The sequence below is a fragment of the Azospirillum sp. TSH64 genome, assembly GCF_003116035.1.
Lineage (GTDB): Bacteria > Pseudomonadota > Alphaproteobacteria > Azospirillales > Azospirillaceae > Azospirillum.
Window position 1 is genome coordinate 7,192,624 of record NZ_LGQW01000015.1, and the last position, 7,983, is coordinate 7,200,606.

Sequence of the window (7,983 nt, forward strand, 5' to 3'; positions counted from 1 at the left end):
GTTTGTCAATCGCCGTGACTGCAATTGACGATCGGCCACCAGCTTCCACCGGAAGGCTCGGCCGGGCGGTGTCAACTGGACGGAAACGTGTGGTTGATGCCGTGACTTCCACCACAGATCAACTCTTCCCGACCCGAGAAAGGCTTCGGATCATGGTAGACCGTAAGAAGCGCGCCCAGGACCTGATCAAGTATCACAGCTACGCCTCGGGCGCCTTCGGGCTGATCCCCGTTCCGGGCGCCGACGTCGCCGCCGTCAGCGCGGCGCAGCTGAACCTCGTCCACAAGCTTGCCAAGCTCTATGGAGTCGAGTTTGCGCAGGAGCGGACCCGCGCCATCGTCGGCGCCCTGCTGGGCGGCGTCATGCCGGGGGCTCTCAGCTCCAGCGTCCTGGGCTCCGCCGTCAAGGCCGTCCCCTTCATCGGCACCGCGCTCGGCGTGGCGGTGATGCCGGCGCTGTCGCTGGCGGCAACCCGGGCCCTGGGCCAGGTGTTCGCCCAGCATTTCGAGACCGGCGGCACGCTGCTGGATTTCGACATCGATGCGATGCGCGAGTATTTCCGCAAGGAGTTCGAGGCCGCCAAGGGTGAGGCTGCCGCCGACGCTCCGGCCGCCGCACCGCAAATGGACGAGCAGCCGGTCCAGAAGGCCGGCTGACGCCTGAACGCCGGGCAAAGAAGGAAGCATCGCCGTGTTCGAGCTGATCTATATCGGTCTCTGCCTGCTGGTCGGGTTTCTGGGGATCGGCCGCCGCGGCGGCTTCCTGCTTTACGCCTTCCTGGCGGTGGTTCTGACGCCGCCCGGCGCCCTCCTCGTCATGATCCTGCTCACCGGCCGCCGCAAGAAGATGGCCAAGGCGTGACCGCAGCCATGACCATGCTCCCTCCCGTCGCGCCTCGGCGATTGCCGGCCCTGCTGCTGGCCCTGCTGGCGCTGCTCGTGCTGTGCTCTCCGGCCCGTGCCGAATATTGGACCGTCGCGTCGGAGGACCATTTCCCGCCCTACAATTACTCCTTCAACGGCAACCGTACCGGCATCGACACCGAGATCGTCAACGCGCTGCTGAAGGAACTCAACGTCACCCCGGTCCATCGCCCGCTGTCCTGGACGGAGGTGGTCCAGTCGATGGACGAGAACAGCGCGGACATCGGCTTCCAGTTCATCGCATCGCCGACCCGCTTCGCGCAGTACAACATGATCGGACCGTTCCGCACCGGAACGACCGTGTTCATGGTGCGCAAGGACTCCAACATCACCTTCGACCGGCTGGAGGATCTGACCTCCTACCGCATCGGCGTGGTCGACGGCTTTTCCTATGCCGCCGACTTCGATGCGGCGACATATCTGGAGAAGGTGGCGTCGAGCAGCAACGTGGTGAATTTCCGCCGCCTGATCCTCGGCCGGGTGGACGTGATCGTCGGCGACCTGCATGTGCTGAACTACATGGCCAAGCAGGACGGCCGGCTGAAGGACGTGCGCGTGCTGCCCAAGCCGGTCGGGCTGATCCCCCGCTACATCGCCCTGCCCAAGGCGCGCAAGGAAAAGGCGGAACGGCTGCAAGCCGCCTTCGTCAAGCTGCGCGACAACGGAACCATCGCCCGCATCCTCGACGGCTGGCTGGCGGAGTGACCGGACGATGGCCAAGCGCACTTCCTCTTCCAACCGGCCCCCTCCCAGCCGGCCGCCGTCCTCGCTGCTGCCGCTGATCGGCCTTGCCGACCGCAGCATCCTGACCCGGCTGGTCGTCACCGGCTGCGTCGCCGCCACCGCCAATCTCATCAGCCTGATGAGCCTCAGCGCGGAGCTGAGCGGCTGGATGCGCGGCGAGGTGCTGGACACCCCCTTCCTGATCTTCTGCCTGTCGCTGCTGGTCTCCTACGCGTTTGCCAAGCGCTTCGTCGCGCTGACGCTGACGACCGCCTTCAGCGCGCTGGCCGAGGTGCGGCGGCGCTTCCTCCGCCATGTCACGCTGGGCGGCCACGCCGACATCCTGGATTTGCAGGCCAAGCGGTCCTTCGATCTCGGCAACCACCATCTGGAGCGCATCGCAGCATTGCTGCCCAACCTGTCCATCGCCGCCAACATGATGCTGGTGGCGGCGGTCGCCTACCTCTACCTGTGGACCCTCTCCACCGTCGGCGCCACGCTGCTGCTGGTGGCCGCACTGCTGGTCGGCGGCTGGTACGTGCGCGAGGCGCAGCGGACCCGCTCGCTGCTTGGCGACGCCAAGGAGTCCGAGCTCCGGATGCTCCAGGGCTTCTCCGAGCTGGTCGGCGGCAATGCCGAGGTCAAGCTTGGCAAGGCGCGCCGCGACGAGCTGTCCCAGGCGGTGGAGGCCGACGTTGCCCGCTGGGAGGAGCTGAAGCGCCGCCACGGCCGCAATCTGGGCGAGCTGTTCTCCTGGATCGCGACGATCATCATCGGCTTCTCGGCGGTCTTCGTCTTCATCTTCCCGCGCATGGGCGCGATGTCGGTGTCCGAGCTGCCGCTGGTCACCTCGGTCATCCTGTTCCTGGCTCGCCCGTTGTCGAAGTTCCTCAACGCCGTTCCCGACTATGTCGCGGCGGAGGATGCGGCGGCGCAGCTGACGGCCCTGCTCGGCACCATGCCGGCCCTGGAATACGAGCCGTCGCGCACCGCCCGCGCCCCGCGCCGCTTCTCCAGCATCGAGCTGCGCGGCGTCAGCTTCGCCTATCGTGCCGGGCTGCGGCCGGAACCCTTCGTGATCGGTCCCATCGACCTGACCATCCCGGCGGGCAGCGTGGTCGGCATCGTCGGCTCCAACGGGTCGGGCAAGTCCACCCTGCTGCGCGTCATCCCGCTGCTGTTCCGCCCCGACGAGGGTCAGGTGCTGCTCGACGGGCAGCCGGTGGAGACCGACCGGCTGGAGGCCTACCGCGACCTGTTCTGCGCCGTGTTCCAGGACCATCACCTGTTCACCCGGCTGCCGCAGGGGCCCGGCTTCGATGCCGAGCTGTTCCGCGAGATGCTGGCCTATCTGAAGATCGACCATCTGGTTCCGGACACCGGCAACGGGCTGCTGAACCGCGACCTGTCGAAGGGGCAGCGCCGCCGCGTCGCCCTGGCGGTCGCGGTGGCGGAGGGCCGGCCGGTCGTCATCCTCGACGAATGGACATCCGACCAGGATGCCGAATTCCGCACCCGCTTCACCAACGAGATCATCGGCAAGCTGCGGGCCCTCGGCCGCACCGTGATCTTCGTGTCGCACGACGGCGACGTCTCGTCGGTCTGCGACGTCGTCATCCGGATGACCAATGGCCGGATGACCGGCGGCCAGACGACGAACACCGAAACAATCGAGGGGTCAACGGACATGCCGGCCGCGACGGCCGCGTCCCGACCCGACATGGGGTCCGCTTCGGACCCCGCCATGGCTTGCTTGCAGGAGACCGCGTGATATGGCTGACCAGGCCTTCACCATCGACGATGCCGATGCGCTGCCGAAGCCGAAGTCGCGCCTGCGTGCGCTGCTGGCCCACTGGTACGACGAACACCGCCGCTCCCTGCTGTGCACGCTGCTGGTCGGCATCCTGATCTTCCTCTATTTCGCTCCGTCCATCGTCGTCTTCATCCCCGCCGGCCATGGCGGCGTGCTGTGGAAGCGGTTCCACGAAGGCACCCAGATGGGTCCGGCGCTCGCCGAAGGCGTGCATGTCATCTTCCCCTGGGACAAGATCGAGGTCTACGACCTGCGCCTGCAGGAGGACACCCGCTCCTATTCGGCCATCGCCAACGACGGCCTGAACGTCAGCATCGAGATCACGGTCCGCTACCGCCCCTATGCGGAAATGCTGGCCGCCCTGCACAAGAACGTCGGCCCGCGGTATCTGGAAGTCCTGCTGGTGCCGGAGGTCGGGTCCGTCTCGCGCGAGATCGTGTCGCGCTTCAAGGCGGACGAACTCTATGCCCACCGCCGCCTGCGGGTGCAGACGGAGACCTACGAGCAGGTCGCCGACCGCGTGATGTACGCCCAGCTGATCGGCGCCGAGAATGTGCCGAAGCCGGACGGGCGGACCAAGACCGGTTATCTGCTGATCCAGGACATCCTGATCCGCAACGTCGCCCTGCCCGAAGCGATCATGGCGTCGATCGAACGCAAGATTCAGCAGGATCAGGCGGCGCAGGAATACCAGTTCCGCCTCCAGCGCGAGCTGTTCGAGAGCCAGCGCAAGCAGCTGGAAGGTCAGGGCATCCGCGCCTTCCAGGAAACCGTGCAGGCCAACCTGACCGAGAATTACCTGCGCTGGCGCGGCATCGAGGCGACGCTGGAGCTGGCCCATTCGCCCAACGCGAAGATCGTCGTGATCGGCAACGCCGCCAGCGGCGGGCTCCCGCTGATCCTCGACGCCGCCTCCAACCAGAACCCCCTGCCGGCACCGGGCGCAACCGCCGCCGCGCCGGGCGCGCCGCCGGCATCGCCGAACGCCAAGCTGACCTCGGTGCCCACCAGCACCGCCGTGCCGCCGGTCTCGCAGCTGCCGTCGCTGAGCGGAGAGGGAACGCCGGGCCAGACCCCCATCGGTCAGATGCCCAGCCTGAACACCGGCGGCGAGTCCGCGCCGGCAACCGCGCATCCGGCGGCCCCTGCCCCCGCCGCCAAGCCGGAACCGGCGAAGGACGGCTCCAAGACCGCGGCCTCGGCGCCGATCCTGTCGAAGGTGTCGCCGTCCAAGCTCCTCGACATGATCCAGTCGAAGTGAGGCGGCGATGGATCTCTGGCGCATTCTGAGACGCGAGGCGCTGCGCAACATGCAGCCGCTGCTTCTGCTGGCGGTGCTGGCGGCGGCGCTCAACCTCGCCCTGCTGACCTCGCTGAACGACGCGCTGCTGGCGCTGGACGATCCGGAGGGCCTGCAACGTCTGCTGATCGTCTTCCTGCTGTCGGCCTTCCTGTGGCGGATCGCCCAGGGCTGGATGATGAACGCGGCGTCCAAGCGCATGCAGGCAGCACTCGCCACCCTGCGCGTCGACTTGCTGCGCCGGGCCGTGGCCGCCGACCTGCCGGACGCGATGGCGGTCGGCTCCTCCCGCCTCGCCCAGGTGGCGGGTGGGGAGTTGCAGATGCTGGCCCAGGCGGTTCCGACACTGGTCATCAGCTTCCAGTCGGTCGCCGCCATCCTGCTGTGCCTGCTGTATCTCTCCACCCTGTCGGGTGCGGCGGTGCTGATCGTGCTCTGCTTCCTGGTGGTCGGCGGCATCCTGATCGGACGTTCCGTCATCCGGCTGGAACTGATGTCGGAGACGATCCACGAGGCCGAAGGCGCCCTGTCGGAGCGGTCCGACCACATCCTGCAGACCTTGCGCGAATGCAAGCTGAACCGCCGCCGCGCCGCCAACGCGCTGGCCGACGCGACCTCCTGCGCCGAAGCCCTGCGCAAGGAACGCCACCGCTTCGGCGCGGAGTACAGCCACTATTTCACCATCAGCGAGCTGACCTATTACGCCGCACTGGCCGGGATCATCTTCCTGCTGCCGGCGGTCACAAACACCGACATCGCCACGGTCATCCTGGCCGGCCATGCCGCCGCCTTCATCGCCTATCCGGTCATCACCATCGTCGCCTCCTACCCCTCCTACATCAGTGCCGAGACCGCCGCCCGATCCTATCTGGCGGTGGAGGCGGAACTGAAGGCGGCGCCTCAGGCGATCGCTCCGGGCCGCGGCAGCGGCATGGAGGATCCCTTCTCCACCATCGCGCTGGAGGGCGCAACCTTCCGCCATGCCGGGAGGGACGGCACGGGCTCCTTCACCGTCGGCCCGGTTGACATGACGGTCGAGCGCGGCAGCGTCGTCTTCATCACCGGCCACAACGGTGCCGGCAAGAGCACGCTGATCCACATGCTGCTGGGCCTCTATCCGATCCAGCGCGGCAGCCTGTCGGTCGACGGCGTGACGGTCGGGCCGGACGGCCTTGCCGCCCACCGCGACCGCTTCGCGGTGGTCTTCTCCGACAGCCATGTGACCCGCCAGCTCTATGGTGCAACGACGCTCGACGACGGCTTCGCCGAAGAGCTTCTCGACCTGCTGGAGATGTCCGACAAGGTCGCCATCGACGGCCGCGCCTTCACCACCGTCGATCTGTCGCAGGGCCAGAAGAAGCGGCTCGCCCTGATCGCCGCCCTGCTGGAGCGCAAGCCGGTGCTGGTGCTGGACGAATGGGCGGCCGACCAGTCGCCCTATTTCCGGCGCAAGTTCTACCGCGAGATCATTCCCTGGATGAAGGCGCGCGGCATCACCGTGGTCGCGGTGACCCACGACGACGCCTATTTCGACGCGGCCGACGTGCAGTTGCAGGTCGACCGCGGCGGCATCCGCCAGCTCATCGCCACGGTTCCCGCGGGCGGCATTCCCGCCCCCGACCTTCTTCCCGTCTCTTCCTGAGACAGGTCCATCCCTTTCCCCCTCCCTATCCCCCTCCCCTGCCCCCATCACCCAGACGCGAGACAGAGGCACACCATGATCCTTCTCACCGGCGGCACAGGCTTTCTCGGCGGTTCCTTCTACCTCGACGCCGTGCAGAACGGGTCCGCGGCGGACTGCCTTCTGCTGATCCGCGGCGCCGACGAGGCCGCCTGCCGCGCCCGCCTCGCCTCCAACCTCGCGCGCTGCGTCGACCGCGCCACGGCCGAGGCCTATGCCGGCCTGTGCCAGATCCTGCCGGGCGACCTGCAATCGCTGGCGACCAGCACCGACCCGCGGCTGGACGCGGTGACCCACATCGTCCATGTCGCCGCCGACACCTCCTTCGACAGCCGCCATTCGGTCTGGCAGATCAATGTCGACGGCACGCTGGCGCTCGCCGCCCGCGCCCGCCGGATGAAGCATCTCCAGCGCTTCCTGCACATCGGCACCGCCTTCTGCTGCGGCGAGACGCCGTGGCTGGAGATGGTGAGCGAGGCCCCGGCCCCCGGCCACGACACGCCCCACATCGTCGAGTACACCCGCAGCAAGGCCGCCGCCGAGCGCGCCCTGGCCGCCGGCTTCCCCGACCTGCCGATCGTCGTCTGCCGCCCGTCCATCGTCGTCGGCCACACCCAGCTGGGCGTGCGTCCCAGCGCCAGCATCTTCTGGTTCTTCCGTCTGGTCGACCGCACCGGCATCCTGCCCTGTTCGCCCGACGGTTTCATCGACATCGTGCCCGTCGACTGGGCGTCGGCCCGTCTGCACGACCTGCTGCGCAAGCCCGACCTGAAGCACAACCTCTACCACATCTCCGCCGGCCTCGGCAGCCGGACCACCTGGGTCGATTTCGAGGAAGCCTTCGCCAACCACGGCCATGAGGGCACCCGCCCCTACAGCTTCTTCGACCCGAAGGGTCCGGAAGGCTGGAAGCCCTTCGACCGCGCCTATCGCCTGGCATTCCCGCAGCGCGACATCCTGCACCGGACGATGGCCGCCGGTGGCCGCAAGTACCACCGCTTCACCGCCCAGGACATCGCCTTCGACAACAGCCGCCTGCTTGCCGAAGGCTTCGCCCCGCCGCCGCGCTTCGCCGACTACATCGGCGTCTGCCTGCAGCAGCCGCGCACGACCGTTGAGGAGCAGTTCGTCGACGACGCCGCCAGCTTCGAGTTCGACGAATCGCTGGCTCCCGCCAACGCCGCCGCCTGACGCGCCAACGGGTCCGCCGGAACGAAACGCCATGCCGCTGCTCATCCCCACCCGCCTTGCATCCAGCCCGATCCACGGGCTGGGTCTCTTCGCCGAGGAGCCGGTCGCGGCCGGCGTGCCGGTGTGGCGGTTCGATGCCCGCATCGACCGCCTCTTCGCCTCCGACGACGCGCTGCTGGACGAGTTCCCCCAGCTTTCCCGGCTGGTGGACTTCCACGGCTGCGTGATCGACGGGGTCGGCGTCCTGCTACCCGGCGACGACGCCCGCTTCCTCAACCATGACGACGAGCCGTCCATCGGCCGGGCCGACCCCGCCGACTGGCGGGGCTTCGTCACCCCCCCCGCCCTCCCC

General features: G+C 68.1%; 8 protein-coding genes. All 8 read left to right on the forward strand.

What is annotated here, in order from left to right:
- Positions 1–152 precede the first annotated feature (152 nt).
- Positions 153–656, forward strand: coding sequence for a DUF697 domain-containing protein (locus TSH64_RS33615; protein ID WP_109051142.1), 504 nt, complete (start codon positions 153–155; stop codon positions 654–656).
- Between the two features lie 34 nt (positions 657–690).
- Positions 691–861, forward strand: a complete 171-nt coding sequence (locus TSH64_RS36080) for a hypothetical protein (protein ID WP_199237734.1) — start codon at positions 691–693, stop codon at positions 859–861.
- 8 nt (positions 862–869) lie between these two features.
- Positions 870–1,628 (forward strand): transporter substrate-binding domain-containing protein, encoded by a 759-nt coding sequence (locus tag TSH64_RS33620; protein ID WP_109451732.1) that lies wholly within the window; start codon positions 870–872, stop codon positions 1,626–1,628.
- 7 nt (positions 1,629–1,635) lie between these two features.
- Complete coding sequence (locus TSH64_RS33625; protein ID WP_109451734.1) at positions 1,636–3,417, forward strand: ATP-binding cassette domain-containing protein; 1,782 nt, start codon at positions 1,636–1,638, stop codon at positions 3,415–3,417.
- A gap of 1 nt (position 3,418) precedes the next feature.
- Positions 3,419–4,720, forward strand: a complete 1,302-nt coding sequence (locus TSH64_RS33630) for a prohibitin family protein (RefSeq protein WP_109451736.1) — start codon at positions 3,419–3,421, stop codon at positions 4,718–4,720.
- 7 nt (positions 4,721–4,727) lie between these two features.
- Positions 4,728–6,401 (forward strand): ATP-binding cassette domain-containing protein, encoded by a 1,674-nt coding sequence (locus tag TSH64_RS33635; protein ID WP_109451738.1) that lies wholly within the window; start codon positions 4,728–4,730, stop codon positions 6,399–6,401.
- Positions 6,402–6,476: 75 nt separating this feature from the next.
- Positions 6,477–7,631, forward strand: coding sequence for an SDR family oxidoreductase (locus TSH64_RS33640; protein WP_109451740.1), 1,155 nt, complete (start codon positions 6,477–6,479; stop codon positions 7,629–7,631).
- A 31-nt stretch (positions 7,632–7,662) separates the two neighbouring features.
- Positions 7,663–7,983, forward strand: a 321-nt coding sequence (locus TSH64_RS36085) for an SET domain-containing protein (RefSeq protein ID WP_199237735.1), incomplete at its 3' end; no start/stop codon positions are given.